Below are 1489 nucleotides of genomic sequence, written 5' to 3'. Positions count from 1 at the left end.
GACCTGGTCGCGCGGCTGGACCCGGGGGCGGGCCGGTGCTGCGTCACCGTCGGCGCGCGGGAGTGACTGCGCACCCGGCCCTCGCCTGCCAGCCGGTCGAGCGTGCGCAGCGTCTGGTCGAGTGCGGCCCGGTGCAGGTGGCTGGCGGTGTCGACCGTCACCACCTCGGCCCCCTGCAGCGCCAGGCCGAGGGCCACGATCGGGTACCACCCGGTGCCCAGCTCCAGCACCCGCAGCCCGGCGAGCGGGCTCTCGCCGGCGGTCCGCTGCCCGTCCCGGGTCGCGGCCGCCCGCGCGTGAGCGGTGACGTGGGCCCACTTGGCCAGCAGGTACTCCGCGTCCAGCTCGGGCCGGGTGAGCCGTCCGAACCGGTCCTGCACCCGGCCACCACCAGGGACCACCGAGGCCACGCCCTGCACCGCCGCCTTGAGCCACCAGCGGCGCGGGACGAGGGTCATGGCTGCCCGCTCAGGGCTCCACGGACAGCGGCGCGCCGGTACGCAGCGCCTCGAACAGCTCGGCGGCACCCTCCTCGTCCCACAGCACCGAGCTCCCGGCGTGGGTCTGGTAGTTGGGGTCGGCGACGGGGACGGTGACCGACTGGCCCTCGCCGTTGCTGACCTTGCGCATCCCCAGCGCCATCCGGGCGGTGTCCAGCATCGAGGTGTCCTCCCCGATGCTCATGGCCGACCCGGTCGCGGTGCCGACCTCGTGCAGCCGCCAGGGCACCAGCACGATCCCCGGGCTGGCCATCTCGGCCACCAGCGCGGAGAGGAACTGCCGCTGCCGCTCCACCCGGCCCAGGTCCCCGCGCGGGTCGGAGTAGCGCATCCGCACGTACTTCAACGCCTCCGTGCCCGCCAGCTCCTGGCAGCCGGCCTCCAGCTGCAGCCGGGTGCGCTCGTCCTCGACCGCCTCCTCCAGGCACATGTGCACCCCGTCGACGGTCTGCACCACGTCCACGAACCCGCCGAACCCGATCTCCAGGTAGCCGTCGAGCCGCATGCCGGTGGCCTGCTCGACCGTCCGCACCAGCAGCTCGGGGCCCCCCAGCGGGTAGGCCGAGTTCAGCTTCTCGGCACCGTAGCCGGGGACCTCCAGGTAGCTGTCCCGTGGCAGCGACACCAGCACCGGCTCCTCACCGGAGGGCAGGTGGAGCAGCATGATGGTGTCGGCGCGCACGCTGTCGGTCTCGTGGCCGGTCACCAGCTCGTTGCGCTCCTCCCGGGTCAGGTTCTCCCGGCCGTCGGTCCCGACCAGCAGGAAGGTGCTCCCGGACCCGGCTGCGGGGCGCCCCTCGTCCGGCGGGGTGGCCGCGACCCGCTCGACGCTGTTCCAGGACGCGAGGGCCGCCCACAGCAGCCCGCCGATCCAGACCAGCAGCAGCACGAGCAGCAGCACCAGCACCCGCCGGAACGCGTAGCGGGGCCGGCGTCGCCGCGGCGGGCGGCCGTCCTCCCCACCGCCGCCGCGGCCGCCGCGGCCGGCC

Annotated in this window: 2 protein-coding genes; both read right to left on the bottom strand. The window is 75.1% G+C overall.

Features of this window, described 5'->3' with window-relative positions:
• A partial coding sequence (locus GFJ45_RS16050; RefSeq protein ID WP_228387216.1) for a hypothetical protein occupies nucleotides 1-458 on the bottom strand: 458 nt, incomplete at its 3' end.
• Between the two features lie 10 nt (nucleotides 459-468).
• The coding region (locus tag GFJ45_RS16045; RefSeq protein WP_228387214.1) for an LCP family protein at nucleotides 469-1489 on the bottom strand (1021 nt) is incomplete at its 5' end.

It is taken from the genome of Ornithinicoccus halotolerans (genome assembly GCF_009602535.1).
Taxonomy (GTDB): Bacteria; Actinomycetota; Actinomycetes; order Actinomycetales; family Dermatophilaceae; genus Ornithinicoccus; species Ornithinicoccus halotolerans.
The sequence above is the reverse complement of the archived record's forward strand: the minus strand, read 5'-3'. Positions and strand labels throughout refer to the sequence as shown.